This is a genomic window from Streptomyces sp. NPDC059092, from assembly GCF_042756365.1.
Classification (GTDB): Bacteria; Actinomycetota; Actinomycetes; order Streptomycetales; family Streptomycetaceae; genus Streptomyces.
On the sequence record NZ_JBHZEJ010000086.1, the window covers coordinates 1 to 25,548 of the forward strand.

The following is a 25,548-nucleotide window of genomic DNA, read 5'->3' on the forward strand; positions in this document are numbered from 1 at the left end:
TAGGCGTCCTCCTCACCACCGGGAGACCGGCTCGATCCATGGGACGGGCCCCGGGCGTTGGACCGCCCGGTGCCCCGGGATGCCTCCCGTCCGCGGCTCGTGAGAACCGCGGACGGGAGGCGGACATCCGCCGGGCGGGATGTCAGTTACAGGTGGTGATGCTCAGGCTGCTGTCACCACAGAGCAGCAGGCTGGCGCGGCTTCCCGTGGCCACGTCGCCGGTCGCCTCTTCCTTGGGGGTCTCCAGCGACTGCAGGTCGAGAAGGTTCATCGTCGTTCCTCTTTTCATGGGGACGGTGTGCTGGTCACGGCTCCGGGACGGAGCCGGCTCTGGGGCCGCGTGGGCGGCGGGAGGAACGGCAGGTGGGCCGTCCCTCCATACGGGGGCGAGGCGGCGGCCAGCGCCAGGAGACAGCCGGCGGTGCCGGTCGCCAGATCCATGGACAGCCGCATCATCTGCTCGCCGGGAAAGGCCAGGTGGCCCTGGTAGGTCATGGCGTGCCAGGCCAGCGCGTCGATCTGGCGCCGTACGTCGGCCGCCTCGGTGCCGGGCCCTTCCGCCGTGGTGCGACTGAGGTGGAGGACCATGCCGGCGGCGCCGCGGAAGAGTCCGGGCTGCGCGTAGAACGTGGCCTGCGCGGCCCGGACGATCTCGCCGCGCGCCCGCTCGAACGCCTCGTCCGGCCGGTGGGCGAGATAGTCGTCGAGCACCATCCCGATGCCCACACTGCCCGCGCCGAGATACGGCATGGTGCGCCAGCCCTCGTCTACCTGGAGCGTGCCGCCCGCGCCGTGCTTGCAGCGGGCGAGATCACGGCGCAGCGCGTCGGCCGCGAGATCGAGCAGCGCGGGGTCACCGGTGCGCTCGTGGAGCCGTACGAAGAGCAGGGCGGCGCCGGACGCCCCGTACAGCAGTCCGGCGCGGGGGAGTCCGCCCGCCACCGTGCGGGCCGCCGACTCCGCGCAGCGCAGGGCCGCTTCGTGCAGCCTCGGCTCACCGGACGAGGCCGCCAGGGAGTCGAGGGCGAGGCCGAGCCCGGCCGCGCCGCTGTGCAGATCGGCGGGGATCTCGTCCCACGGCTGGTCGAGCGTCAGCTCGGCCAGTTCCATGGCCCGCTCATGGTGGCCGAGCCGGTCGAGCGTCCAGGCGAGCCCGGCCAGCCCGTCGTAGAAGCCGAGCGGGGTGCCCGAGGCGGGCTCCTTCGCCCGCGACAGCAGCCACTCCTCGGCGGCTTCGCACGGCTTAGCCCCTGCGGCGGCCAGTGCGTAGAGCACCCCGGCGGTGCCGTAGCCGAACGACAGACCGCCGCCCGCGACGGTGAACTGGGCGATGTCACCGGGGAAGCAGCGGTCCTCGCGGTCCGGGGTCGCCGAGGCGAGGACGGCCCGCGCCAGGGAGTCCCGGCTGCGCGGCCAGTCGCCCGGCTCCACCGGGAGATACGGTTCCGGCGCCGACCGGGGTCCTCGCTCCGCCGTACCGCGCCCGGCCGCTACCGGTTCGTGCCCGGCCGCCGGGTCGCGCAGGATCTCCGCCACGGCCTCGTCGAGGAACGCGCGCTCCACCGGGAACTGCCGCGCCACCACGTCCGCGAGGTGCCGGGCCTTCGCGCGGTCCACGGCGAGGAGACTGGTCAGTGGGATGAAGAGGGCCAGACGCAGACAGGCGAGCGCGTACCGGTCGACGTCGAAGCCGCGCCGGCCGGCGGGGGCCACGAAGCCGGGGTTGGCCACGGTCTGGCGGGCGTTGTCGTCGATGTGCGCGGCGGCCTCGAAGTCCAGCAGCACCACCGAGGTCTCGTCCTCGGAGACCATGATGTTGAACAGATGCAGGTCGTTGAAGACGATTCCGCGTCCGTGCACCGCGGCGACGGCCTTCTCGACCAGGCCGTGGATCCGCAGCGCCCACGCGGTGTACTCGGCGAGCCGGGCCGCGCCGGGGTCCGCGTCGATCAGCGGGTGCCTGCGGGCGAAGAAGGTGTTGAGGGGCTTGCCCTCTATGTGTTCGAGGACCAGGAAGCGGTGGTCACCGAGGACGAAGCTGTCGCGCACCTCCGGGGTGCAGCCCAGCCCCGACAGCGCTTCCAGAGCGTCCTGTTCACGCTTCAGACGGGTCACGGCGTCGGCTCCGTCGGCGGCCAGACCGGCGTGCGGTCTCGCCTCCTTCAGCACCACCTTCTCGCCGGTGACGCCGTGCCGTCCGACGTACACCCCGCCACCGTTGGAGAAGTGCAGCGCCCGCTCGATCCGGTACGGCAGCTCCGTGACGGTCGTCGCGTCCCGCGCGTCGAGGTGGGGCCGCAGGAACGCGGGCGGGGTCACCCATGACGGGATCTGGAAGACGGGGCCGCGCAGATCGGGGACGAGCCGGCCCCGGTCGTCCTCGACGGCCGGGCGCAGTTCCCCCTCGGCGTCGTAGCAGTTCCGCTGGGTGAAGCTGCCGTACCGCAGATGGACGGGGCCCTTGCCCCAGCGCAGATCGCTGAGGATGTACGGTCCCGGCTCGCCCGTCAGCAGGGCGTCGAGGTCCTCGGCGACGGTGCGGCAGTGTGCGTCGTCGACCGGGTAGACGGTGAGGAACTTGCCACTGGCCGAGCGGTCCGCGTACTTGGCGTTGCGGGTGTGGAGCAGATACCGGCTCGGTACGAACTTGAAGGCGGTACGCCGCGTGACGCAGTACTCCATGACCCGGTCGAGAACGGACTCGGCGTTGCCGAGACAGGCCGACACATGGATCTTCCAGCCCTGCGGGGGCAGTGGGACATCGAGGGGACGCAACGCGAGCCAGTCCCCGGTGCGATGGCGCTGCCATCCCGCCGGAACGGGCCGGCGGGCGGCCTCGTACAGTGCCTCGCGGTCCGTGGAGCCGGCGGCGGACAGCCGGTGCGGTGCGTCGTAGAACTGCCGGTCCGCATCGCAGAATACGGCGTACCCCTTGTTCACACGGACTCCCTCGGACGGCGACAGAGCCCACCGTTTCACGGCCGCCGAAAGCCGAAACAGTCGCCGATGTCACCTTCCGGGCGTGGAGTCTGCACGGGTTACCGGCGGGAATGGCGGAGGACCGGCGGGCCTCTGGTGGGGTCCGCCGGTCCCGTCCGCATGAGGGGGACGCGGGGTGGTGCGGGGGTGTTACAGCGCCGGGTAGGCGTTCTTCAGCAGCTCCTGGAACTGCGCGGAGAACCAGTCACCCGAGAGCGGCGCGTTGGGCAGGGCGCCCGACATGTGGTTGTTGTTGCGCGGGTTGCCCGTGTACGTCGGGTCGCACATCTGGTCGAAGCCCTTGCCCTGGTCGTTCGGGATGACCTTGCTCGCACCGTCGGACTCGCCCGGGGGCTTCATCCAGACGTACGCGTCGATCCCGGTGGCGGGAGCGGCCTTCGGCCGTTCGCCGAGCCCGGCCCCGGACTGGTTGCACCAGTTGCCCAGGTGGATCCTGCGGTCGTAACGCCCGCCGTCCACATAGGTGTCCACGGTGGTCTGCGCGCCGGGTCCGGCGGGCCTGGCGGTGCCGCCCCAGCCGTTGCGCGAGGTGTCGATCAGCATGCCGATGCCGGACGGGAAGCCGACGCCGACCAGCTCCTGGCGGAACGCCTGCGCGAAGGACTGCTCGTCGACGTAGCGGTTCCAGTCCACCCACTTCGACTCACGGACCGACTTGCCGGCCACGCTGTCGTTGATGGTGTAGTTGTTCTCCTTCGTCGCACCGTAGTTGGCGGTGTTGACGATGAAGCCCGCGACCTTGTCGACCGTGCTGCCCTCGGCGGTCGCGGCCTGCTTGAAGATCTGTGCCGAGGCGTTGAAGTTGTCGTCCCAGCCGATCCAGCCGTGGTGTCCGGCGTCCACGTAGTTGTAGACGTTGCCGACGGCGCCCAGCTTGTTCAGGGCGTAGCCGACGCCCTTGATGTAGTTGCCGTTCGCCTTCATCACGTCGCACTGCGGGGTGACGGTCGGCCGCGGCGAGACGTTGGTGACGAGGTTGGGCAGGGAGTCGATCTCGACGGTCGTCACGATCCGCAGGTTCGCGTACTTGGTGTCGCCGAGGATCGCGGCGATCGGGTCGATGTACTCCTTCTGGTAACGGGTGATCTCCGTCGGGCCCAGCTCCCCGTTGGAGGCGAGCGCGGCGCAGTCACGGCCCGGCAGGTTGTAGATCACGAGCTGCACGACGAACGCCTTGCCCGCCGCCTGTGTCAGGGCCGCGTCGAGATGGGCGCGCAGCCCCATCCCGCCGTTCACCCCGTTGATGGCCGCGATCCGGTCCAGCCAGACCCCGGTCGGCTGGTTGGAGACCTTGGTGCCGCCCGGCTCGGCGGCGGCCTTCCGTGACCACTCCGGGTTCACGTACACCCCGGCGCCCGCGTACGGGTTGTCGACCCGGGCGCTCGAACCCGGGGGCGGGGTGGTCGGCGGATCCGTGGGGGTGCCGCCGCCCGGCACGTTGCAGGTGACGCCGTTGAGCTTGAACGTGGTGGGGACCGCGTTCGTGCCGGTGACGTCGGCGTTGAAGCCGAAGGACGTCGAGGCGCCGGTGGCCAGGGTGCCGTTCCAGGAGGCGTTGGTGGCCGAGACCGCCGTACCGCTCTGGGTGACGGTGGAGCTCCAGCCCTGGGTCACCTTCTGGTTGCCCGCGAAGCTCCAGTCCAGCTTCCAGGAGCTCACCGCGTCACCGGTGTTGGTCACGGCGACGGCCGCCGAGAAGCCGCCGCTCCAGGAGCTCTGGATCTTGTAGTCGACCGTGCAGCCGGCCGCCGCCGCTGAGGCGGGCCCTTCCAGCACGGTCGCCGTGCCGGCCGCGGCGGCGACGAGCGCCAGCGCGGCGAGCACCGCCGTCCGTGCTCGGCGCGGAGGGGTGAGGGTGCGGCTCATGAGAGTCCCTTCAGATGGTCACGGAGTCCCACGCCGAAGGAGGTCGGCGTGCCCTTGTAGTCGCTGATCAGAGACGGGCCCGAGGAACAGTCCCAGGTGTTCCAGGTCCAGCCGAGGTAGGAAGCGCCCCGGCCGTCCAGCCAGGCCATGACCCGGTCGATGTACCCGTGTGAGCAGGTGTTCTCGCCGATCTCGCCCGCCACGAGCGGCACTTGGGCGATCACCGGAGCGAGCTGTTCGTTCCAGCAGCTCTCGTTCGAGCAGGTGTTGAAGTTGTACGTGTGCCAGGCGGCGGCCGTGTTGCCAGCCGGATCGGACGGCCGGTACTTCAGCCACTGACGCATGTCGTTCGAGTAGGCGATGCCGGGGATCAGCACCAGGTTCTGGGCGCCGGCCGCCCGTACCGCGTTGAGCAGGGACTGCATCCCCGCGACCTGGAAGTCGATCCCGGGGCAGCTCCCGCCGTCACGCCAGCAGGTCCACGCGGCGTCCAGGTCGCTGGTGGCGCGGTCCGGGAAAGGCTCGTTGAACAGGTCGAAGACCACCGCCCGGTCGTTCCTGAAGGTCTGCGCGACCGAGGACCAGAACGCCGGTGTGTACTGCGCGTTCGGCATCGGCTTCTGGCAGGTCGCGTACTCGGTGTCCGGACAGTGGCTGTCACCGCCGGTGTACTTCCCGTGGGACCAGTGCAGTTCGACGACCGGCGTGATGCCGTGCGCCTCCAGCCTGGCCACGTACGTCTTGACCGCCGCGATGTAGTTCGCTCCGGAGTAGGCCGCGTTCACATGCGGGAGCCCGAGCCAGCACTCCTCGTTGAGGGGGACGCGTACGGTGTTCACCTTCCAGTCCGCGATGGCCTGGACGGACGCGTCGTCCACCGGACCGTCGAAGAAGCCGTAGCCCTGGACGCACATGAACTCACCGCCGGAGCGGTTGACGCCGAGCATGCGGCGGGTGGCGCCGTTCTGGTCGACCAGCTTGTTCCCCGATACACGGAGCTGGGGCGGTGCGCCGCCCGGAGCGGGCGGGTCGGTCGGCGGGTCGGCGGGGCCCGTGTTCCCCTCGCACGCCACGCCGTTGACCTTGAAGGCGGTGGGCGCGGGGTTGGACCCCGACCAGGAGGCGGTGAATCCGGCGCTGACCGAGCCGCCGGTGGGGATCTTGCCGTTCCAGCTCTCGTTGACCGCGGTCACGGTCCTGCCCGACTGCGACCACTTCCCGTTCCAGCCCTGGGTCACCTTCTGCGTACCCGGGAAGTCGAAGGTGAGGGACCAGTTCTCGACCGGCGACCCGTGGTTGGTCAGCGTGACGTCGCCCTGGAATCCGGCGTCCCACTGACCGGTGGTGCGGTACTCGACGGTGCAGCCGGCCGCGGTTCCCGACGCGGCCGCCTGCGTGGCGACGGCTGTTCCGGCGACGGCCAGGGCCGTCGCGGCCAGCAGTGCACAGAGGCGCGGTGGTGCTCGCATGGAGCGACTCCTCGATGGCCCACACGCCGCCTGACACGGCGTATGACTGATGGAAGCGCTCCCACTGGTTGGGTTCGACGGTAGCGCCGAAGTGGCGTGAGTCAACAGTCCAGTTGAATTCTTTTATCTGCCAACTCGCCTGGACGTGCGTCTCGTTCAAAGTCTTGACAGGTGCACGGTCCCGCTCGACGCTTGGGAGCGCTCCCACTGGTTCGTATCCCCATCCCCCCACCCGCACCGGACCGCGAGGAGGACCCCTCCATGCTCGGCATGTTCGGCTCACGAGGATTCCCACCAGGCGCGTCATCCCCGCCCAGAAGGGTCCGCGGGCCGCGCGGTACCCGCCGGATGCTCATCGCCCTCGCGGCCGCCCTCTCCCTGCCGCTCGGTCTGACCGCGGTCAACAGCACTCCCGCGCACGCCGCCGCGGTCCAGTGCGGCGTCGACTACAAGACGAACGACTGGGGATCCGGCTTCACCGCCGACCTGACGATCACCAACCGGGGTACGGAGGCCATCTCCGGCTGGACCCTCACCTACGGGTACGCCGGCAACCAGACGCTCACCAGCGGCTGGAACGGCACCTGGACGCAGTCCGGCAAGAACGTCACCGTCAAGAACGCCGCGCACAACGGGTCCATAGCGGTCGGCGCCTCGGCCACCGCCGGTGCCAACTTCACCTACAGCGGCGCCAACGCCGCGCCCACCGTCTTCGCCGTCAACGGCGTGACCTGCACAGGCGCCCACCAGCCGCCCATCGCCGTGCTGACCAGCCCGGCCCCCGGCGCGCTGTTCACCGCGGGCGGCACCATCCCGATGGCCGCCACCGCCGCCGCGGCCGACGGGGCGGGCATCACCAAGGTCGAGTTCTACAGCGACACCACGCTGCTGGGCACCGACACGACCTCGCCGTACACCTTCAATTACCCGAACGTGCCGGCGGGCGACCTCTCGCTCTACGCCAAGGCGTACGACGGGCAGGGCGCCGCCGCCGAGTCCACCCCGGTCGGGGTGCGGGTCACGGCGGGCCCCTCCATCGTCGCGACGCCCGGCCAGCTCGGTGTGCAGCAGGGCAGGACGGGCACCTTCGCCGTCAAGCTGTCGACGCAGCCGAGCGCGAACGTCAACGTCGCCGTGGCCCGCACCGCGGGCAACACCGGACTGACCGTCACCTCGGGCGCCGCCCTCACCTTCACCCCGGCCAACTGGAACACCGCCCAGCAGGTGACCGTCACCGCCGCGGCGACCGGCACCGGGGCCGCCACCTTCACCGCGAGCGCCACCGGACAGGCCAAGGCGGAGGTCACCGTCACCCAGCTCGCCGCGTCGACCACGTACGACGCCCGGTTCCTGGAGCTGTACGGCAAGATCACCGACCCGGCCGCCGGATACTTCTCGCCCGAGGGCGTCCCGTACCACTCGGTCGAGACCCTGATCGTCGAGGCGCCCGACCACGGCCACGAGACGACCTCGGAGGCGTACAGCTATCTGATCTGGCTCCAGGCGATGTACGGCAAGGTCACCGGCGACTGGGCCAAGTTCAACGGCGCCTGGGACATCATGGAGAAGTACATGATCCCCACCCACGCCGACCAGCCGACCAACAGCTTCTACAACGCCTCGAAGCCCGCCACCTACGCGCCCGAGCAGGATCTGCCCTCGCAGTACCCCTCGCAGCTCAACAGCAACGTCCCCGTGGGCAACGACCCCATCGCGGGCGAGCTGAAGAGCGCGTACGGCACCGACGACATCTACGGCATGCACTGGATCCAGGACGTCGACAACGTCTACGGATTCGGCAACGCGCCCGGCAAGTGCGAGGCGGGCCCCGCCGATCAGGGCCCCTCCTACATCAACACCTTCCAGCGCGGACCGCAGGAGTCGGTCTGGGAGACCGTCACCCAGCCCACCTGTGACGCGTTCAAGTACGGCGGCGCCAACGGCTATCTGGACCTCTTCACCAAGGACGCCTCGTACGCCAAGCAGTGGAAGTTCACCAACGCCCCCGACGCCGACGCCCGCGTGGTCCAGGCTGCCTACTGGGCCTCGGAATGGGCCAAGGAGCAGGGCAAGGGCAGCGCCGTCTCGGCCAATGTCGCCAAGGCCGCGAAGATGGGCGACTACCTCCGCTATGCCATGTACGACAAGTACTTCAAGAAGGTCGGCGACTGTGCGGGGGAGACCGCCTGCCCCGCGGGCAGCGGCAAGAACAGCTCGCACTACCTGCTCTCCTGGTACTACGCCTGGGGCGGGGCCACCGACGCCTCGGCCGGCTGGGCCTGGCGCATCGGCTCCAGTTTCAGCCACAGCGGCTACCAGAACCCGATGGCGGCCTGGGCGCTCAGCTCGTACGCCGACCTCAAGCCGAAGTCGGCCACCGGCCAGCAGGACTGGTCCACCAGCCTCAAGCGCCAGGTGGAGTTCTACCGCTGGCTCCAGTCCTCCGAGGGCGGGATCGCGGGCGGCGCCACCAACAGCTGGCAGGGCCGGTACGCGACGCCCCCGGCCGGGAGCCCGACGTTCTACGGCATGTATTACGACGAGGCCCCCGTCTACCACGACCCGCCGTCCAACCAGTGGTTCGGCTTCCAGGCGTGGTCCATGGAGCGCGTCGCCGAGTATTACAACCGTACGGGTGATGCCGCCGCCAAGGCGGTGCTGGACAAGTGGGTCACCTGGGCCCTGTCCAGGACCACCGTCAACCCGGACGGTACGTATCTGATCCCGTCGACCCTCCAGTGGTCCGGCAAGCCCGACACCTGGAACGCCACCACCCCCGGAGCCAACACCGGACTGCACGTCACCGTCGCGGACTACACCAACGACGTGGGCGTGGCCGCCGCGTACGCCAAAACCCTCTCGTACTACGCGGCGAGGTCCGGCCACGCGGCGGCGAAGACCACCGCCAAGGCGCTGCTGGACGGCATGTGGGACCACCACCGGGACGCCCTGGGCATCGCGGTCCCCGAAACCCGCGCGGACTACAGCCGGTTCGACGACCCGGTCTACGTCCCGAGCGGCTGGACCGGCGCCATGCCGAACGGTGACCGGATCGACTCCAGCTCCACCTTCGCCTCGATCCGCTCCTTCTACAAGAGCGACCCGGCCTGGTCGAAGGTCGAGGCGTATCTCAAGGGCGGCGCGGCGCCGACCTTCACCTACCACCGGTTCTGGGCACAGGCGGACATCGCGCTGGCCCTCGGCTCGTACTCCGACCTCTTCGAATAGCGCCACCCCATGACCGCGGAGGGTCCCGGCTGTCGCCCGCCGGGGCTCTCCGCTCCATGCGCGACAGCGCGTTCATTTTACGCGGGCGCCAAGTTCCCTTCCATTAAGACCGTTTGATGTATTTATGGCGTACAGAATTGACAACACAAGGTCAAATCCTGGTTTCTGATCTGTCGGAACGAGTCCCTTGAGTGGCACTCTCTGGACGGCTCACCGCGCGTAGATCACGTGGTGAGTCAGCTCTGTGGCACTCGCGCACCTCTCAGCACTTCAGGCGGCGGCTCCACCCGCGACCGCCGCTTCCCCACAGGGGACCGCCCACCGGCGGTCCGACACTCTTGGAGACTGAGTGAGACTCGTAGCTTCCACCCCCCGCGCCACCACCCCCCGCAAGGCCATGCGCGTCGCGGCGCTCGTCGCGTCCGCCGCCATGGTCGTCGTCGGCGTCCAGTCGGGCACGGCGAGCGCTCAGCCCGACCCGACCCGGGAGAGCGGCGCCACCGCGCTGGAACTGACCCCCACCCAGCGCGTCGAAGCCATCAGGTCCGCCCAGGCGGACACCGCGAGCGAGGCGAAGACCCTGGGTCTCGGCGCCGCGGAGAAGCTGGTCGTCAGGGATGTCGTCAAGGACGCCGACGGCACGGTCCACACCCGGTACGAGCGGACCTACCAGGGTCTGCCCGTGCTCGGCGGGGACCTCGTCGTCCACGAGACCCCGGCCGGCGGGACGGACGTCACCAAGGCGACCACGGCCCGCATAGCCGTGGCCTCCACCGACGCCGCGGTCGCCTCCTCCGCCGCGAAGGCGAAGGCCCTGAAGGCCGCCTCGGCGGAGAAGACCGCCGACGCGGCGGCCGAGGACGCGCCCCGCAAGGTGATCTGGGCCGCCTCCGGCACGCCGGTGCTCGCCTGGGAGACCGTCGTCAAGGGCGTCCAGCCCGACGGAACGCCGAGCGAGCTGCACGTCGTCACCGACGCGGCCACCGGCGCCGAGCTGTTCCGGCACGAGGCCATCGAGACCGGCACCGGCACCGGCAAGTACAACGGCACCGTCACGCTCGGCACCACCAAGAGCGGCACCACGTACAACCTGACCGACGGCGGGCGTGGCGGCCACAAGACGTACGACCTGAACCAGGGCACCTCGGGCACCGGCACGCTCTTCACCGACGCCGACGACGTCTGGGCCGGCGGCCGGCAGACCGCGGGCGTCGACGCGCACTACGGCGCGGCGGAGACCTGGGACTTCTACAAGAACGTCGTGGGCCGCAACGGCATCAAGAACAACGGCGTCGCCTCCTACTCCCGCGTCCACTACGGCAACAACTACGTCAACGCGTTCTGGAGCGACTCCTGCTTCTGCATGACGTACGGGGACGGCTCCGGCAACGCCAACGCGCTCACCTCGCTCGACGTGGCCGCCCACGAGATGACCCACGGCGTCACCGCGGCCACCGCCAACCTGAACTACAGCGGTGAGTCCGGCGGCCTCAACGAGGCCACCTCGGACATCTTCGCCACCGCGGTCGAGTTCTACTCCAACACCGCGAGCGACCCGGGCGACTACCTCATCGGCGAGAAGATCAACATCAACGGTGACGGCACCCCGCTGCGCTACCAGGACAAGCCCAGCAAGGACGGCGCCTCCAAGGACTACTGGTCGTCCACGCTGGGCAACCTCGACGTCCACTACTCGTCGGGCCCGGCGAACCACTTCTTCTACCTGCTGTCCGAGGGCAGCGGGGCGAAGACGATCAACGGCGTGAGCTACAACAGCCCCACCAGCAACGGCGCCACGCTCACCGGCATCGGCCGCGACAAGGCCATCCAGATCTGGTACAAGGCGCTCACCACGTACATGACGTCCACCACCAACTACGCGCGGGCGCGCACCGCGACGCTCAGCGCGGCGGGCGCCCTGTACGGCACCACCAGCACCGAGTACAAGGCGGTGGCCGCCGCCTGGACCGCCATCAACGTGGCCTGACAGCGGCCTCCACGGCCCCGCGGCACGGGTAGCCCGGTGGCCGGGCGGTGATCGGGGGCACGGCCCGCGCGTTCCTCGCGCGCGGACCGTGCCCCTTCGCCGTAGGGTGCGGTCCATGGCCGGACATAACGGGCAGGACGCAGGCGCTCCCGCCGACCCGGCGGGCCCCGGGGGCGCCGCGGGACCCACCACCCCCGCCGAGCCGGACCCCCGGCGGTGGAAGGCGCTGGCGGTCTGCCTGGTGGCGGGGTTCATGACGCTGCTGGACGTCTCCATCGTCAACGTCGCCCTGCCCTCCATCCGCGAGGGGCTCAGCACCCCGGTGTCCGACCTCCAGTGGGTGGTCTCCGGGTACGCCCTCGCCTTCGGGCTCTTCCTGATCCCGGCGGGCCGGCTTGGGGACGCCCGGGGGCGGCGCCCGGTCTTCATGTGGGGCCTGACCCTCTTCGTCCTCGCCTCCGCCGCCTGCGGAGCCGCGCAGTCCAGCCTCTGGCTGGTGCTCGCCCGGCTGGTGCAGGGGCTCGCGGGCGGCCTGGTCTCCCCGCAGATCTCCGCCCTGATCCAGCAGCTCTTCGCCGGCCGGGAACGGGGCCGGGCCTTCGGCATGTTCGGCACGGTGGTGGGCATCTCGACCGCGGTCGGCCCCCTCCTGGGCGGTCTGATCATCCAGGCCGCCGGGGCGGACGAGGGCTGGCGGTGGGTCTTCTACGTCAACCTGCCGCTCGGCGCCGTCTGCCTGGTGCTGGCCCACCGGCTGCTGCCGGACACCCCGTCGGCCGGCCGGGTCACCCCGCGCGACCTCGACCCCGTCGGCGTCCTGCTGCTCGGCGGCGGGGTACTGGCGCTGCTGCTGCCCCTCGTCCAGTCGCAGCAGTGGCACGGCGACGCGAAATGGCTGCTGATGCTGGTCGCCGCGGCGCTGCTGGCCGGCTTCGTACGGTGGGAGTCCCGGTGCCGTACGGGCGCCACCCAGCCGGTCCTGGACCTCTCCCTCTTCCGGATCCGCGCCTTCCGCCTGGGCTGCCTGCTGATCCTGCTGTACTTCGCCGGGTTCACCACCGTCTTCTTCATCAGCACGCTCTACCTTCAGAGCGGACTGCACTACACCGCCCTGGAGGCGGGTCTCGCCATCACCCCCTTCGCCCTGGGCTCGGGGGCGGCGGCCGGTCTCGGCGGGCGGCTGGTCGGGCGCTTCGGCCGGCCGCTCGTCGCCGTCGGGCTGATCATGGTGGCGGCCGGTCTGGGGGCCACCGCCCTCGCCGTACACCTGGTGCCGGGGCGTGGCGTCGGGTGGGCGACGGCGGCGCCGCTGCTCCTGGCCGGAGTGGGCAGCGGACTGGTCATCTCGCCCAACCAGACCCTCACCCTCGCCGAGGTGCCCGTGGTCATGGCGGGCAGCGCCGGGGGCACCCTCCAGACGAGCCAGCGGGTGGGCTCCGCGATCGGGATCGCCGCGGTGGGCTCCGTGTTCTTCGCCCAGGTGGCGTCCGACGGCTGGGCCGCCGCGTTCGACCACGGACTCGTCGTCGCGGCCGGGTTCGTGATCGCGGCGCTGCTGGTCGCGCTCGCCGACATCGCCGTCGCCCGACGCGCGGAGAACCGGCTCCGTACGGGGAACCGGTTCCGTAAGAAGGAAAGACGACGAGCAGGAGGGAACCAGTGATGAACCGACCCACCGGGACCGGGGGCGGCGACACCACCGAGGGCGGCGACACCACCGAGGGGAACGACACCACCGGGGGCAACGCCGCCTACGGGAAGAAGCCCTTCAAGCGTTCCCGCAGCCACTTCACGGACCGGATCACGGCCGACGGTGCCGACGGCTGGCCCGTCGAGGCCGGCCGCTACCGGCTCGTGGTCAGCCGTGCCTGCCCCTGGGCGAGCCGCGCCCTCGTCTCGCGCCGGCTCCTCGGCCTGGAGGGCGCGCTCTCGCTCGCCGTCGCCGACCCCATCCAGGACGACCGGAGCTGGCGCTTCACCCTCGATCCGGACGGCCGGGACCCCGTCCTGGGCATCCGCCACCTCGCCGAGGCGTACGACGCGCGCGAGCACGGCTACCCGGGCGGGGTCAGCGTCCCCGCGGTGGTGGACGTGCCCAGCGGCCGACTCGTCACCAACGACTTCCAGCGGATCACGCTGGACCTCGCCACCGATTGGACGGCGCTGCACCGCGACGGCGCGCCGGACCTCTATCCCGAGCCGCTGCGCGACGAGATCGACGAGGTGATGGAGGGCGTCTACCGCGACCTCAACAACGGCGTGTACCGCGCCGGGTTCGCTTCCGGCCAGAGCGAGTACGAGGACGCCTACCACGCCGTGTTCCACCGGCTCGGGCTGCTCTCCGAGCGGCTGGCCGACCGCCGCTACCTGGTGGGGGAGACCCTCACCGAGGCGGACATCCGGCTCTTCACCACGCTCGTACGCTTCGACGCCGTCTACCACGGACACTTCAAGTGCAACCGCTCGAAGCTGGCAGAGGACCCGGTGCTCTGGGCCTACGTCAGGGACCTCTACCAGACCCCCGGCTTCGGTGACACCGTGGACTTCGACCACATCAAGCGCCACTACTACCAGGTGCACACCGGTATCAACCCGACCCGGATCGTGCCGCTCGGCCCCGATCTCTCCGGCTGGCTGACGCCGCACCACCGCGCGGAGCTGGGCGGCCGGCCGTTCGGTGACGGCACCCCGCCGGGGCCGGTGGCACCGGGCGAGGAGGTCCCGCCGGCGGGGCGCCCCTGACGGGCGTGCCCCGGATGAACCGGCGGCCCGTCACTTCCCGGCGTCCCCGGCGTCCCCGGCGTCCCCGGCGTCCCCGTCGGAGGCGGCGGAGGCGCCGGGCGGATGGCGCAGCACGTACAGTCCGACGCAGGCCGCGAGCACCACCACGCAGACCGAGAACGTCAGCCCCGCGACCGTGAGCCCCAGCCACAGGGTCAGCGCGCCCACCCCGACGACCGGCAGCGAGATCCCCGTGTAGGCGACGACGAAGAAGGCGGAGAGCGTGGCGCCCCGGTGTTCCGGCGGCGCCGCGCCGCTGATCGCGGTCATGGCGGCGCGGAAGGCCAGCCCCTGACCGAGCCCGCCGCAGAGGGCGCCCGCCACCAGCAGCGGCAGCGACCGCGCCGCCAGCGAGGCGGCCACCAGCAGCAGCCCGGCCACCAGGACCAGACAGCCGCCGGGCAGCGCCGCGCGTACCCCCAGACGCCCCATCAGCGCCTGTCCGGCCGTCGAGGCGAGAAAGACGGAGAAGACGACCGCGCCCGTCACCGCCAGGTTGTCCACCGACAGGGTCTGGGCCAGAAAGCTCGGCGCGACCGCCGTGAACAGCCCCAGCAGCGCGAACCCTGCGAACGCGGCGAGCGCCGAGGGGACGAACACCGAACGGATCCCGGGCGGCAGCGAGAGACCCCGGGGGCGCAACCGTGGCCGCTGCCGGTCCGCGACGGTCTCCGGCAGGAGCCAGGTGGTCACGGAGGCGACCACCACCAGCGCGAGATGCGCCAGGAACGGCAGGCGCAGCGGCCACGGCGCGTACTGTGCGAGCACCCCGGACAGCAGCGGACCGCAGCCCAGCCCGCCCATGTTCGCCGCCGTGGCGGCCAGCCCGGCGCGCGCCTGCCGCCCCGGCGGGGCCAGTTCCAGCACGTACGCGGTGGCCGTGCCGCTCAGCAGACCGGCGGCGAACCCGGACAGCAGCCGCCCCGCGAACAGCGCGGGCAGACCGCCCTCGAAGAGGAAGCACAGGGCGCTGGCCGCCGAGAGCCCCAGCGCGCAGAGCAGCACGGGCCGCCGGCCCACCTGGTCGGAGAGGTCGCCGGCCAGCAGCAGTACGGCGATCACCCCGAGGGCGTAGACGGCGAACACCACCGTCACCATCAGCTCGGAGAAGCCGAGCTGCTCCCGGTAGAGCCCGTACAGCGGGGTGGGCAGGGTCGTGCCCGCCATGCCGACGGCGAACACCCCCGCCGCCACCGGATATCCCAGGTGCCGGTGTTCGCGAACCGCCATACGACCCTCCGCCCGAACGGACGCCTTCTTCCCCCTATGAAGGGCCACGGGGGACGGACGCGCCAGGCGGGGACGGCCGTAGGAGGGGGTGATCGTGCGCCGCGGCGGTGGCGAGCCCTTCCTCGACCTCGTCCAGCGCCCGGCGCGCGGCGGCGATCCGCGCGAGCAGCACGGCCCGTGCCTCCTCGGGCCCTCCCGACGGCGCCGCCATCTCGTGCGCCCGCTCTTCCGCCTCCAGTTCGCGGGCCTCCTCCAGCGAGTTGATGACCACCCCGATCAGCAGGTTGACCAGCAGGAACGACCCCAGCAGCACGAACGAGGCGAAGTAGACGATGGTCCAGCGGGAGACCTCCAGGCCACCGCGGACCGCGTCGCCGAGCCCGTCGAGCGTGATCAGCAGGAAGAGGGTGAGGGCGGCGCGGCCGAGTGAGCCGTAGTGCTCGGGGTCGGCGCGCGCGAAGAAGACCCAGCCGAGCATGGCGTACACGTACAGCAGCAGTGCGCCCACCAGCACGAAGCTCGCGGTGCCCGGCAGGCTCTTGCCCACGGCGACGATCACGATACGGAGCTGCGGCAGGAAGCGGGCCGCGCGCAGCACCCGGGCGAGCCGGAGCAGCCGCAGAAGCGTCGTGTTCTCGCGGGCGAAGGGCGTGAGGGCCAGCGCGACGACCGCCAGGTCGAAGATGTTCCACGGATCGCGGAAGAACTCCTTCGGGCGGTCCGCGCAGGCGGCGGCGCGCAGCAGGATCTCCGCGGTGAAGGCGGCGAGGAACAGGTGCTCGGCGAGCTTCAGTTCGGCGCGCCACTGGTGCACGGCGCCGGTGTACGTCTCGATGCCGAGCAGGCACGCGTTACCGACGATCAGGCAGAACACCGCGCTGCTGAAGGCGGTGGAATCCACGATGCGCCGGCTGTGCGCGGCGAGAGCCACCGGCTCTAATCGAATCGTCCCGTCGGACATCGGAGGACACTCGTTTTCTCTTGCGCGTACCGATACGAACGTAAAAACGCCAAAGGGCGAAAAGGGGTGAGAGGGGTGAGGGGCCGTCGGGAGCGGCCGGTGCCCGGGGCGGGGCACCGGCCGCTGTCGCACCGCCCGGCCGTAGGGAATCGGCCGGAGCGGGCGGTCCGCGGGGTGGTGCGGTCCGTGCGTGCCGCTCTACGCGGCGGTCGGCGGGCCTGTGGCGGGGCCGACCAGTTCCTCCAGGACGTCCTCCATGGTGACGAAGCCGATGACGGTCCCCTTGTCCCCGGTGACGGCGGCCAGGTGCGTACCACCGGCGCGCATGGCCGTCATCGTGTCGTCGAGCGGGCTGTCGATCTCGACCCGGATCACCGTGTGCAGCGCGCTCCGCGGGAACGGCTCGGTGCGCTCGACGACGCCGAGGGCGTCCTTGATGTGCAGGTAACCGAGGATCGTGTCGTCGGGCCCGGTCACCGGGAGCCGTGAGAAGCCGGACGACGCGGCGGCGCGCTCCAGTTCCCGCGGGGTGATCCGGTGGTCGACGGTGATCGTCCGGTTCAGCGGGACCATCACCTCGCCCACCGGCCGGGTACCCAGCTCCAGCGCGTCGCGCAGCCGCTCCCCGTCCGCCGGGTCCAGCAGCCCCGCCTCGCTGGAGTCCTTGACCAGCCGGGCGAGTTCGTCGTCGGTGAAGACGGAGGCGACCTCGTCCTTCGGTTCGACCTTCAGCAGCCGCAGGATGGAGTTGGCGAACGCGTTGATCCCGAAGATCACCGGGCGCAGCGCGCGGGTCAGCCAGACCAGCGCGGGGCCGAGCGCGAGCGCGGTGGGCGCCGGGGCGGCCAGCGCGATGTTCTTCGGCACCATCTCGCCGACCAGCATGTGCAGATACGTCGCCAGGGTCAGCGCGATCACGAACGCGATCGGGTGGATCAGCGCCTCGGGCACCCCGATCGCCTCGAACGGCGGCTCCAGCAGGTGCGCGATCGCCGGTTCCGCGACGGCGCCCAGCACCAGCGAGGAGATGGTGATCCCGAGCTGCGCGGTGGCCATGGCCGCCGAGAGGTGTTCCAGACCCCACAGGGTGCTCTTCGCACGCCTGCTGCCCTTGAGGGCCAGGGGCTCTATCTGGCTGCGCCGTACGGAGATGAGCGCGAACTCGGCCCCGACGAAGAACGCGTTGGTGAACAGGGTGAGCGCGCCGATGGCGAGCTGGAGGCCGGTCATCGGGCATCCTCCGTGAGCTGTGCGGCCGGGGCGGGGGCGGTGACGCCCACCCGGTCCGCGCGATGGTGCTCGATCCGCAGGACGGCGAACCGCCAGCCGTCGATCTCCAGGGTGTCGTCGTGTACGGGCAGCCGCTCCAGCCGGGTGGCCAGCAGCCCGGCGAGCGTCTCGTAGGGGCCGTCGGGCGCGGTGAAGCCGATCGCTTCGAGCTGGTCGAGGCGGACGGATCCGTCGGCCTCCCACACGTCGCGGCCTTCGGCGTCCGGCTGTCCGGGGGCCAGGTCCGGGGTCTCGTCCGGGTCGTGTTCGTCGCGTACCTCTCCGACGACCTCCTCCACGATGTCCTCCACCGTGGCGACGCCGGCGGTGCCGCCGTACTCGTCGATGACGACGGCCATCGTCCGCGACGCGCGCAGGCGCCGCAGCAGCCGGTCCACCGGGAGGGAGTCGGGCACCAGCATGGGGCTGGTGGCCAGCTCGGTGACGGGGGTGTGGTCCCGCCGGTCCTCGTCCAGGGCCAGCACGTCACGGATGTGGATCGTGCCGATGACCTCGTCGAGGCTGTCCCGGTAGACGGGGAAGCGCGACAGGCCGGTGGCCAGGGTGAGGTGGGCGGCGTCCGTGGCGGTGGCGTGCGCCTCCAGGGCCCGGACGTCGACCCGCGGGGTCATCACGTTCTCCGCGGTCAGCTCGGCGAGGTGCAGGGTCCGTACGAACAGTTCGGCGGAGTCCGCCTCTATGGCGCCCTCCCGTGCGGAGTGCCGGGCCAGGGCGACCAGTTCCTCGGGGGTGCGGGCGGACGCCAGCTCCTCCGCGGGCTCCAGGCCGAAGCGCCGTACCAGTCGGTTCGCGGTGTTGTTGAGGTGCCGGATCAGCGGGGCGAAGGCGGCGGTGAAGCCGCGCTGCGGACCCGCCACGACCTTGGCGACCGCGAGCGGGCTGGAGATCGCCCAGTTCTTCGGGACCAGCTCGCCGACGACCATCAGGACGACGGTGGAGAGCGAGACGCCGAGCAGGGTGGCGACCGTGGGGACCGCGCCTTCCGGCAGGCCGGTGGCCTCCAGCGGGCCGCGCAGCACCACGGCCAGCGACGGTTCGGCGAGCATGCCGATGACCAGGGAGGTCACCGTGATGCCGAGCTGGGCCCCGGAGAGCTGGAAGGTGAGCCGCTTGGCCGCCTCCAGGGCGCCGGCGGCGCCGCGCTCACCGGCGGCGGCGGCGCGCTCCAGTTCGCCCCGCTCGATCGTGGTCAGGGAGAACTCGGCCGCCACGAACACCGCACAGGCGAGGGTGAGCGCGAGGGCGAGGAGCAGCAGGAGCACTTCGGTCACCGTGCCACCTCCGTCCCATGGCTCGACGGGACGGGAATGGCACGGTTCGTACTGGGAGGCTCACCCATTGCGGGACGTAGCTCCTTCTTGGATCAGTTGGTTCGGTTCGTGCATCGGTCGGTGGGGCGACGGGGAGGTGACCCCGTCGCTCAATGGTAAAGGAATCGCAAAGAAGTGCAATGTGGTGTCCGCCACGGGCTGTCGCGTAGGTCACTCCCGGGGCGCGCGCGGCCCCGGGAATCATCGCAGGGCCTTGAAATCCTCGCCCACGGTCAGGGTCACCACGCCCGGCGTGGCCGCCGCGTCCTGCTCTGCGGCGCTGCCCGGCAGCCGGGAGGCCAGTACCTCGGCCGCCGACCGGAGGTCCTGCGGGTACCCGACCGTGGTCTTCCTCGCCGACTCGGGCGCGTTCCCGACCGAGGAGACGGTGAATCCGGCCGTACGCAGGGTGTCGGCGACGTCCGCGGCGCGTCCCTGGGTGCCGGTGCCGTTGAGGACCTGGACGCGCACCGTGTTCGCGTAGACCAGGTTCTCGCTGTCGGCCTCCAGCTTCTCCTTGTCGGTCTCCTTGTCCCGCGCCATCGCGGTGAACAGGTTTCCGGCCTGCGGATACTGCCAGACGACATTGGCCTTGTCGGTCGGTACGTCGGCCTCGCGCGGGTAGTTCGGCACGGTCAGGAAGGTCAGCCGGTCGCTCGGGACGGCCTTGATCTCGTTGGCGAGGGAGGTGAGCGGCTTGATGCCCGCCAGTTCCTCGTCCGTGGTGAGCGACTTGGTCGCCGAGTCGAGGAACCCGTACAGCGCGTTGGGGCTGGTCAGCTTCGCCTGCGCCTTGGCCGCCACGGCCTCCATGAACTCCTGCTGACGCCCGATGCGTCCGAGGTCGGAGCCGTCCCCGACGCTGTAGCGGGTACGGACGTATCCCAGCGCCTTCTCGTCCTTGATCGTCTGGCAGCCCGCCTCCATGTCGAGGTGGGCCTTCTTGTCGTGGATCGCCGTCTCGGGGCAGACCTCGATGCCGTCCAGCGCGTTGACCATGCCCTTGAAACCCTGGAAGTCCACCGACATGAAGTGGTCGATGCGCAGCCCGGTGTTCTGCTCCACGGTCCTGATGGTGCAGGCGGCGGCGTCGGCGACCTCGCCGGACGACCCGCCGATCGCGAACGATTCGTTGATCTTGAAGTGGTGCGGCTTCGACGTGGACCCGTCGGCCTGGTCGCAGGACGGGATGTTCACCCAGGAGTCGCGGGGGAGGGAGACCACCGTGGCCCACTCCCGGTTGGCGGCCAGATGCATCACCATCAGCGTGTCCGACTGCATGGTGGTCAGGCCCTTGCCGTACTTGCCGTTGTCGCCGTCGCGCGAGTCGGAGCCGACGACCAGGATGTTCTTCGAGCCGGGACTGGAGTTGACCGGGCGGTCGCCGCCGATCTTCCCGTCGATGTCCGCGCCGTGGATGTTGCCGTCGAGACTCTGGTAGACCCAGGCCCCGGCGCCCGTCACGCCGATCAGCGCCACGGCGAGCACCCCGCCGGTCCAGAGAGCTATTCGCCCCCGCCGGGTGAGCTTGGTCCGGCCCGCCTCCCGGGCGGCGCGTCGGCCGCCGCCCGCCGGTGGGCGGGCGCGCCGCCCCCTGGATTGACTGCCCACGCTGGTCCTCCGTGCCCCGTACCCGGCCCCGCCCACACGTCGGACGGGCCGGTTCGCCGCACTGTGCGACGCGTGCACTCTACTGGTTCTACAGGCGTGTAGAGGACGCTGGGTGGACACGGCCCCGGCCGCCGGCGCGCACCGGGGCGTCACAGCGGTGTCGCCGCTTCGAGGACGAGGAAGAGCGCCGACGCCGCGTTCAGCGCGGAGACGGTGGACGCGGCGGTTCCCGCGGCGGCGACGTACGCGGCCATCCCCGCCCCGGTCAGCGCGGGTGGCCAGCTCCTGCGTGGCGGTACGGGGCCGAGCAGCGCCGCCACCCTGCGCGGCACGGGGCCCGCCGAGGCGAACGCCGCGAACCCCGGAGGCGGCGCCTGGTGCGAGAACAGCGCGGCCTTGCCCACCGCCCGCGCGGTCGTGCGCCGGTCGCCCGTCACGGCGGCGGCCTCCTCGTCCGCCCAGCGCTCGGTGCTGTACGTCACCGCCGCCGCCAGCGGACGGAGGAACGGGTTGGCGCACCCCGCCAGCCGTACGGCCAGCAGCAGCCGGTGGTGGCGCCCGGCGAGATGGGCGTGTTCATGCGCGAGCAGAGCGGCCCGTTCCCCCTGGTTCAGGCAGGACAACAGGCCGGTGGAGACCACGATCCGCCCGGGGGAGCCGGGCAGGGCGTACGCGTACGGCAGCTCGTCGTCCAGGACCGCGAGCCCGGACACCGTCCGGTACGCCGACGCGTACCCGGGCGTGTCGGGCAGCCCGGCCAGCGCGCGGTGGGCGCGCGCGCGGAAGCGCAGATGGCGCCGTACGGTCTGCCCGCACGCCACGACGACCAGCAGCAGCGCCACGATCGCGGTCTTGCCGGCCACCTCGTCGTACGGCACGGCCTCGCGCACCTCCGGATCCGACCAGCTGTCCGGCAGCGGATTGCCGGGGAGCTGTGCGGTCCCCACCACCACGAGCAGTCCGAGACAGAACGTGCTGCACGCCGCGAGGACCACCGCGACGGAGGTCAGCAGCCACGCTGCGCTGCGCGGATGCAGGTGCTGCTCGGCCAGGCGCGCGATGGGCAGCGCGGTCAGCGGCAGGACCAGGGGGAGGAAGACGAAGACGCCCATCGGTCAACTCTCCGCCGCGTCCGCGGTCGGCGCCGCCGCCCCGGCGCCGACCGCGCCGTCGGCGTCGTCCGCCGCGCTGAGCAGCGAGCGGAGCACCCGCTCGTCGTGCGGCGAGAGGGCCGACACGAAGCTGGAGAGCACCGCGTCGCGGTCGTCCCGCTCGTCGAGCAGCCGGCGCATGCGCAGCGCCGTGAGCCCCGCCTCGTCCGCCACCGGTGTCCACAGGAACGAGCGGCCGGAGCGGGTGCGGGTCACGGCCTGCTTGCCGAGGAGGCGCGTGAGGATCGTGATCACGGTGGTGTAGGCCAGCTCCCCGTCGAGCCGTTCCTGCACCCAGGTCGCCGCCACCGGAGCGGTCGCCGAGCCGAGGACGGCCAGCACCTGTGCCTCCAGCTGCCCCTGGCCCCGCCTGCGGGTACGGGAGCCCCGTTCGCCGTCATCGCCGCCGTCGCCGTGTGCGAGGGGCCCGACGTGCCCGATATCTCTGGTGTTCCCGGCGTTTCCGACCACGGAAGTGGCCTCCTCCCACGCTGCCGCCCCAGCCGCCCTGGCGCCGGGGCATCCTAACCACCGGCTCATTTCTACAGTGTTGTAGATTTACGATGGTGTCACACGGCGCCGTGGTCGCCGGTACGTCCCGTACGTCCGGTGTGCCCGGTTCCGGACGCCTGCCGGATCCGCACGGACGAAAGGAAGAAACATGGGTGTGAGCCTCGCCAAGGGCGGCAACGTCTCGCTGAGCAAGGAGGCCCCGGGCCTGACCGCCGTTCTGGTCGCTCTCGGCTGGGACGTGCGGACCACCACCGGCGCGGACCACGATCTGGACGCCAGTGCCCTGCTCTGCGACGGCTCCGGCAAGGTCGTCTCCGACCAGCACTTCGTCTTCTACAACAACCTGAAGAGCCCGGACGGCTCCGTCGAGCACACCGGCGACAACCTGACCGGCGAGGGCGAGGGTGACGACGAGACCGTCAAGGTCGACCTCTCCGCCGTGCCCGCCGACATCTCGAAGATCGTCTTCCCGGTGTCGATCCACGACGCCGAGTCCCGTGGCCAGAGCTTCGGCCAGGTGCGCAACGCGTACATCCGGGTGGTCAACCAGGCGGGCGGCGCCGAGCTGGCCCGCTACGACCTGAGCGAGGACGCCTCGACCGAGACCGCGATGGTCTTCGGCGAGCTGTACCGCAACGGTGCCGAGTGGAAGTTCCGCGCGATCGGCCAGGGGTACGCCTCCGGACTCGCCGGGATCGCCTCCGACTACGGCGTCAACGTCTGACCCGCGCGTCCGACCGAGCCCCCCGCCACCCGGCCCCGCCCTCCGGCGACCGCGCGAGGAGCCCGCGCCGGGGCCGTGCCGGCACCAACCACCAGGAGTGAACGATGAGTGTCAACCTTGCCAAGGGCCAGCAGATCAGCCTGACCAAGTCCGGCGGGGGTGAACTCACCGTCGTCCGCATGGGACTGGGCTGGCAGGCCGCCAAGAAGGGGTTCTTCGCCCGGCTGACCGCCCGCGAGATCGACCTCGACGCCTCGGCGCTGCTCTTCGCCGGCAAGGAGGCCGTCGACGTCGTCTTCTTCCAGCACCTGACCAGCGACGACGGCTCCGTGCGGCACACCGGTGACAACCGGGTCGGCGGCGCGGGCCAGGGCGGCGACGACGAGTCGATCATCGTGGACCTCCAGCGGGTCCCCGTCCACGTCGACCAGATCGTCTTCACGGTCAACTCCTTCACCGGCCAGACCTTCGAAGAGGTCGAGAACGCCTTCTGCCGGCTGGTCGACGAGACCAACGGCCAGGAACTGGCCCGCTACACCCTCACCGGAGGCGGCAGCCACACCGCTCAGATCATGGCCAAGGTGTACCGCTCCGGCGGCGGCTGGCAGATGGCCGCCATCGGCACCCCCGCCGAGGGCCGCACCTTCCAGGACCTGATGCCGGCGGTCACGCCGCACCTCTGACCCCGGCGGTCACGCCGCACCCCTGACCCCGGTGGTCCGGCCGACCGGACCACCGGCACCCCCTGCCCGACCCGCCACCCGACCCGACCAGGAGAAGCCACGTGGCCCTGTGGGACCGCATCAAGGATTCCGCGTCATCGATGCAGACGCAGCTCAACGCGAAGAAGAACGACCTCAAGAGCGGCGCCTTCCGTGACGCCAGCATGGCCATGTGCGCCCTGGTCGCCGCCGCGGACGGCTCCATCGACGCCTCGGAGCGCCAGCGCGTCGCCGCGCTGATCATGAGCAACGACGTGCTCCAGAACTTCCCCGCGGAAGACCTCCAGGCACGGTTCAACGACTACTGCCAGAAGCTCACCACCGACTTCGACTTCGGCAAGGTCGGCATCCTCCAGACCATCGGCAAGGTCGCCAAGAAGCCCACCGAGGCCCGCGCGGTCATCCAGATCGGCATCGTCATCGGCGGCGCCGACGGCGACTTCGACAAGACGGAGCAGGCCGTGGTCCGCGAGGCGTGCTTCGCCGTGGGCATCGCGCCGAGCGAGTTCGACCTCTGACAGGTCGTTCTCCCCGTGCGCCGCTCATGAGCCCGGAGCCATGAGCCGGGGCGTGCCGCCGGACGGGGGGGGCGGAGCCCCCCGATGGGTGGCCGGGGCAGGCCGGCGGAGTCCCCCCCCCCCGGGTGCGCGGGCGGGGGCCGCGGGGGGCCGCCGCGCGGCGGAGACCCCCCTCCGACGGTGCGTCCCCCCGGGCCCCCCACCCTCCCCCCCCCGCACCCGCCGGGGGGGGGCGCCGGCAGGCCCGGCGCCACGCCCCTTCGGCGTTCCCGGGCGCCGCGGTCAGACGCCCCCCGCACCGTGGTCCGCCGCGGGGCCGGGCTCGGCGGCTGTTCCGCGGCCCAGTCGCCGGTCCGTGTGGCGTTCGTGGAGGAGACAGCCCACCAGCGAGCCGCCGTAGACGACGAACCCGACGCCGACGAGCCAGGACTGGAGGACCAGCACCGTACCGAACGGACCGTACGTGACGGCGTTCGAGGCGATCAGCGGCGAGAAGACGACCCGCGAGAACACCCGCAGCCCGAGCAGGCCCAGGGCGGTCGCGACAGCACCGGGCACCAGCGCCCGCCAGCGCACCCGGCCGGCGAGCAGCACGTACTGGGACCACCAGAAGAAGAGAAACGTCAGGATCAGATCGCCGGCCGTGACGAGCGTCAGCTCGATGACCGAGTCGGACGTCACCGGCGTATTGACGAACAGCACCAGGAAGACGACGAGCGCCGCCAGCCACACCACATGGCGCCACATCGTGTGCCAGCGGGCCGTCGGCAGCTCCCAGACCCGCTCGTACCCCGTCTGCACCGCCGCGCCGAACGTCAGCCCGAACACGGCGAGCGCGGCGAGCCCGAACGCCGTGGTCCGCTGGAGCGCCTGCCCCGGCCGGCCGAACAGCTCCTGGATCTGACGCTGCGACGACGAGGAGACCCCGAGCCCCTGCCCCAGCCAGCGGGCGAACCCCTGCCCGCTCGCCGGGTCCGCAGCGGCGACCAGGATCAGCAGCGGCACCAGGGTCAGAAAACCCAGCGCGGCGAAGCTCATGGCCCGGTGCATCAGTTCCATCTCGCGCCCGCGGTTCCAGGCGAGCACGGTGTACGACGCGATCCGTCGGGGCAGCGCCGTGAGCCGGTGCCTGGCCTCCGGCCCACCGAAACGTCGACGGGTCATGTCACGTTCCTACCCCGGTTCCG

The 25,548-nt window shown here is 71.3% G+C and carries 19 protein-coding genes; 7 read left to right on the forward strand and 12 right to left on the reverse strand.

Translation table 11 applies throughout. The features are described 5' to 3' along the window. Nucleotides 1-142 precede the first annotated feature (142 nt). From ACFXPL_RS33020 to ACFXPL_RS33035, 4 genes are all read right to left on the reverse strand, one after another. Nucleotides 143-271, reverse strand: a complete 129-nt coding sequence (locus tag ACFXPL_RS33020; RefSeq protein WP_384926591.1) for a SapB/AmfS family lanthipeptide — start codon at nucleotides 269-271, stop codon at nucleotides 143-145. Between the two features lie 14 nt (nucleotides 272-285). Beyond that, complete coding sequence (lanKC, locus tag ACFXPL_RS33025) at nucleotides 286-2,940, reverse strand: class III lanthionine synthetase LanKC (RefSeq protein ID WP_384926593.1); 2,655 nt, start codon at nucleotides 2,938-2,940, stop codon at nucleotides 286-288. A 189-nt stretch (nucleotides 2,941-3,129) separates the two neighbouring features. Next, nucleotides 3,130-4,866, reverse strand: coding sequence for a glycoside hydrolase family 6 protein (locus ACFXPL_RS33030; RefSeq protein ID WP_384926595.1), 1,737 nt, complete (start codon nucleotides 4,864-4,866; stop codon nucleotides 3,130-3,132). Further along, nucleotides 4,863-6,335: a cellulose binding domain-containing protein gene (locus ACFXPL_RS33035; RefSeq protein ID WP_384926597.1), complete on the reverse strand. Its 1,473-nt coding sequence runs from the start codon at nucleotides 6,333-6,335 to the stop codon at nucleotides 4,863-4,865. Before ACFXPL_RS33035 ends, ACFXPL_RS33030 begins: the two co-directional genes overlap by 4 nt. A 348-nt stretch (nucleotides 6,336-6,683) precedes the next feature. Between ACFXPL_RS33035 and ACFXPL_RS33040 the strand changes: the two genes are divergently transcribed. The 4 genes from ACFXPL_RS33040 (at nucleotide 6,684) to ACFXPL_RS33055 (ending at nucleotide 14,292) form a co-directional block, all read left to right on the forward strand. Then, nucleotides 6,684-9,563, forward strand: a complete 2,880-nt coding sequence (locus ACFXPL_RS33040) for a glycoside hydrolase family 48 protein (RefSeq protein ID WP_384926599.1) — start codon at nucleotides 6,684-6,686, stop codon at nucleotides 9,561-9,563. A 397-nt stretch (nucleotides 9,564-9,960) separates the two neighbouring features. Continuing rightward, entirely contained in the window at nucleotides 9,961-11,550 is a 1,590-nt protein-coding gene (locus tag ACFXPL_RS33045; protein ID WP_384926643.1) for a M4 family metallopeptidase, read from the forward strand. Between the two features lie 115 nt (nucleotides 11,551-11,665). Next, complete coding sequence (locus ACFXPL_RS33050; protein WP_384926601.1) at nucleotides 11,666-13,213, forward strand: MFS transporter; 1,548 nt, start codon at nucleotides 11,666-11,668, stop codon at nucleotides 13,211-13,213. Further along, the gene (locus ACFXPL_RS33055) at nucleotides 13,213-14,292 is read left to right on the forward strand and encodes a glutathione S-transferase family protein (protein WP_384926603.1); all 1,080 of its coding nucleotides are present in this window, start codon (nucleotides 13,213-13,215) and stop codon (nucleotides 14,290-14,292) included. The genes ACFXPL_RS33050 and ACFXPL_RS33055 overlap by 1 nt, the downstream gene beginning before the upstream one ends. A gap of 30 nt (nucleotides 14,293-14,322) precedes the next feature. On the opposite strand, the gene ACFXPL_RS33060 is transcribed toward ACFXPL_RS33055, so the two are convergent. From ACFXPL_RS33060 to ACFXPL_RS33090, 7 genes are all read right to left on the reverse strand, one after another. Then, the gene (locus ACFXPL_RS33060) at nucleotides 14,323-15,561 is read right to left on the reverse strand and encodes an MFS transporter (protein ID WP_384926605.1); all 1,239 of its coding nucleotides are present in this window, start codon (nucleotides 15,559-15,561) and stop codon (nucleotides 14,323-14,325) included. A 34-nt stretch (nucleotides 15,562-15,595) separates the two neighbouring features. Next, nucleotides 15,596-16,522 (reverse strand): ion transporter, encoded by a 927-nt coding sequence (locus ACFXPL_RS33065; RefSeq protein ID WP_384926607.1) that lies wholly within the window; start codon nucleotides 16,520-16,522, stop codon nucleotides 15,596-15,598. A 198-nt stretch (nucleotides 16,523-16,720) separates the two neighbouring features. Beyond that, entirely contained in the window at nucleotides 16,721-17,752 is a 1,032-nt protein-coding gene (locus ACFXPL_RS33070) for a hemolysin family protein (RefSeq protein ID WP_384926609.1), read from the reverse strand. Then, nucleotides 17,749-19,083 carry a hemolysin family protein gene (locus tag ACFXPL_RS33075; protein ID WP_384926611.1) on the reverse strand — a complete coding sequence of 445 codons (1,335 nt, stop codon included), beginning with the start codon at nucleotides 19,081-19,083 and terminating at the stop codon, nucleotides 17,749-17,751. Before ACFXPL_RS33075 ends, ACFXPL_RS33070 begins: the two co-directional genes overlap by 4 nt. Nucleotides 19,084-19,323: 240 nt before the next feature. Then, nucleotides 19,324-20,733, reverse strand: coding sequence for an LCP family protein (locus ACFXPL_RS33080; protein ID WP_384926613.1), 1,410 nt, complete (start codon nucleotides 20,731-20,733; stop codon nucleotides 19,324-19,326). A 149-nt stretch (nucleotides 20,734-20,882) separates the two neighbouring features. Further along, complete coding sequence (locus ACFXPL_RS33085; RefSeq protein ID WP_384926615.1) at nucleotides 20,883-21,845, reverse strand: M56 family metallopeptidase; 963 nt, start codon at nucleotides 21,843-21,845, stop codon at nucleotides 20,883-20,885. 3 nt (nucleotides 21,846-21,848) lie between these two features. Next, nucleotides 21,849-22,325: a BlaI/MecI/CopY family transcriptional regulator gene (locus ACFXPL_RS33090; RefSeq protein WP_384926645.1), complete on the reverse strand. Its 477-nt coding sequence runs from the start codon at nucleotides 22,323-22,325 to the stop codon at nucleotides 21,849-21,851. A 220-nt stretch (nucleotides 22,326-22,545) separates the two neighbouring features. On the opposite strand from ACFXPL_RS33090, the gene ACFXPL_RS33095 reads away from it, so the two are divergent. The 3 genes from ACFXPL_RS33095 to ACFXPL_RS33105 all read left to right on the forward strand — a co-directional run bounded on the left by ACFXPL_RS33095 (nucleotide 22,546) and on the right by ACFXPL_RS33105 (nucleotide 24,361). Then, complete coding sequence (locus tag ACFXPL_RS33095; protein WP_384926617.1) at nucleotides 22,546-23,121, forward strand: TerD family protein; 576 nt, start codon at nucleotides 22,546-22,548, stop codon at nucleotides 23,119-23,121. 104 nt (nucleotides 23,122-23,225) lie between these two features. Beyond that, nucleotides 23,226-23,804 carry a TerD family protein gene (locus ACFXPL_RS33100; protein WP_384926619.1) on the forward strand — a complete coding sequence of 193 codons (579 nt, stop codon included), beginning with the start codon at nucleotides 23,226-23,228 and terminating at the stop codon, nucleotides 23,802-23,804. Between the two features lie 101 nt (nucleotides 23,805-23,905). After that, nucleotides 23,906-24,361 (forward strand): tellurite resistance TerB family protein, encoded by a 456-nt coding sequence (locus ACFXPL_RS33105; RefSeq protein ID WP_382888223.1) that lies wholly within the window; start codon nucleotides 23,906-23,908, stop codon nucleotides 24,359-24,361. Between the two features lie 282 nt (nucleotides 24,362-24,643). Here the strand turns inward: ACFXPL_RS33105 and ACFXPL_RS33110 are convergent, their stop codons facing one another. Further along, a complete protein-coding gene (locus ACFXPL_RS33110; protein ID WP_384926621.1) occupies nucleotides 24,644-25,525 on the reverse strand; it encodes a YhjD/YihY/BrkB family envelope integrity protein in 882 nt (293 codons plus the stop codon). Nucleotides 25,526-25,548 lie beyond the last annotated feature (23 nt).

Coding starts and splice junctions, on each gene's coding strand:
- ACFXPL_RS33020 (WP_384926591.1), bottom strand. CDS start 271: ATGAACCTTCTCGACCTGCAGTCGCTGGAGACCCCCAAGGAAGAGGCG.
- ACFXPL_RS33030 (WP_384926595.1), bottom strand. CDS start 4,866: ATGAGCCGCACCCTCACCCCTCCGCGCCGAGCACGGACGGCGGTGCTC.
- ACFXPL_RS33035 (WP_384926597.1), bottom strand. CDS start 6,335: ATGCGAGCACCACCGCGCCTCTGTGCACTGCTGGCCGCGACGGCCCTG.
- ACFXPL_RS33040 (WP_384926599.1), top strand. CDS start 6,684: ATGCTCATCGCCCTCGCGGCCGCCCTCTCCCTGCCGCTCGGTCTGACC.
- ACFXPL_RS33045 (WP_384926643.1), top strand. CDS start 9,961: ATGCGCGTCGCGGCGCTCGTCGCGTCCGCCGCCATGGTCGTCGTCGGC.
- ACFXPL_RS33050 (WP_384926601.1), top strand. CDS start 11,666: ATGGCCGGACATAACGGGCAGGACGCAGGCGCTCCCGCCGACCCGGCG.
- ACFXPL_RS33055 (WP_384926603.1), top strand. CDS start 13,213: ATGAACCGACCCACCGGGACCGGGGGCGGCGACACCACCGAGGGCGGC.
- ACFXPL_RS33060 (WP_384926605.1), bottom strand. CDS start 15,561: ATGGCGGTTCGCGAACACCGGCACCTGGGATATCCGGTGGCGGCGGGG.
- ACFXPL_RS33065 (WP_384926607.1), bottom strand. CDS start 16,522: ATGTCCGACGGGACGATTCGATTAGAGCCGGTGGCTCTCGCCGCGCAC.
- ACFXPL_RS33070 (WP_384926609.1), bottom strand. CDS start 17,752: ATGACCGGCCTCCAGCTCGCCATCGGCGCGCTCACCCTGTTCACCAAC.
- ACFXPL_RS33085 (WP_384926615.1), bottom strand. CDS start 21,845: ATGGGCGTCTTCGTCTTCCTCCCCCTGGTCCTGCCGCTGACCGCGCTG.
- ACFXPL_RS33095 (WP_384926617.1), top strand. CDS start 22,546: ATGGGTGTGAGCCTCGCCAAGGGCGGCAACGTCTCGCTGAGCAAGGAG.
- ACFXPL_RS33100 (WP_384926619.1), top strand. CDS start 23,226: ATGAGTGTCAACCTTGCCAAGGGCCAGCAGATCAGCCTGACCAAGTCC.
- ACFXPL_RS33110 (WP_384926621.1), bottom strand. CDS start 25,525: ATGACCCGTCGACGTTTCGGTGGGCCGGAGGCCAGGCACCGGCTCACG.